Source organism: Sulfolobus sp. B1, assembly GCF_007050195.1.
Taxonomy (GTDB): Archaea; Thermoproteota; Thermoprotei_A; order Sulfolobales; family Sulfolobaceae; genus Saccharolobus.
In genome coordinates, this window is sequence record NZ_QIMI01000270.1 from 1 (window position 1) to 1,128 (window position 1,128).

The following is a 1,128-nucleotide window of genomic DNA, read 5'->3' on the forward strand; positions in this document are numbered from 1 at the left end:
ACATGGGTAAAATGTACTTCTCATACCTATCAGCGAAGTCAGTGGCGTGGATTAGACTAAAAGTTAAAGGGGTTAGTAAGTTCTTCTTCTTAGCCTCTTTTATTATATCGTGAATCCACTCTGAGGAGTTCCACTCAGTCAAATACGTATATTTCTTCTTTGATAACCAATCCCTTAGCAATGAGGCTTGGCTAGATTTCCCAGAACCGTCTATGCCTTCAAACGCTATGAGCATACCTCTCATAAGACACCAGCCACAGATGACTCTACTATTTTCCTTATTTCCTTACCTTTATCTAGAAGTTTGTTCTTATTCAACACTTTTCTAAGAGGTCCTAAGTTCTTCTTCTTCAGTTTCCCAGACGAGGCTTTACATAATAAGGATATCATGAGTATTTCCTTCGCTGTAAAGCCTGGAATAGTTATATCTCTTAGCAATTTGTAACAAGTGTCGTAAGGATCTAAAAATCCGGTCATCTTGATAACTGCCAGTATATATGAGGTTACCTTCATATAAAAATCGTCAAAGTAATTATAAACTTCCCACGGAGGATCAACGTTAAACCAATTAGCAAAAGCTTCAAGCCATTTCTCTCTAGGATTTTCTATAATACTCTCCATTAGTACGCCCTCTCTTAAACCAAAGGACGAGATGAGTATGGTTGAGCTATCTAAAATTTTTCCCAACTCCTCAATTATCACGGAGGCAGTATGTACCGTGTAAGATCTCTCCTTACCAATGCCGGGCAAATTGCTCCTCTCTTCTGCATCAAGATTCATGAGAACTTTGGAGTACTTTGAAACTTGTTTAATGTATAGCTCGTACCCGTGAATTGACTTTATGGGAAAAGCTGAGAGTTTTGCGTCCATCTTTCCTAAAGCCCTAACATTACCTCCAGAACCAATAATAACCCCATTACTGGGTTTCAGAATTGAAAGCTCATTTCTTACCTTCTTCCTCAATTCATTCTCATCACTGAAGTCCTTAGCTAACTTCAAGGCTCCGAGAGGAAAGTGATAAACTTCCTTAATTTGCCTTGAAGAGAAGTAAACTACCTCTAGGGATCCTCCACCTAAGTCAAATATAACTCCGGAATCGACTGGTAATGTGTTTAAACTACCCATTGC

General features: G+C 38.8%; 1 protein-coding gene and 1 pseudogene. Both read right to left on the reverse strand.

Annotated elements, in window-relative coordinates; genetic code table 11:
* A pseudogene (locus tag DMP16_RS10110) lies at nucleotides 1-244 on the reverse strand (thymidylate kinase); the annotation flags it as partial.
* Nucleotides 241-1,128 (reverse strand): Ppx/GppA family phosphatase (locus DMP16_RS10115; protein ID WP_143577210.1); only part of this gene is annotated, 888 nt, incomplete at its 5' end. The gene DMP16_RS10115 and the pseudogene DMP16_RS10110, both read right to left, overlap by 4 nt.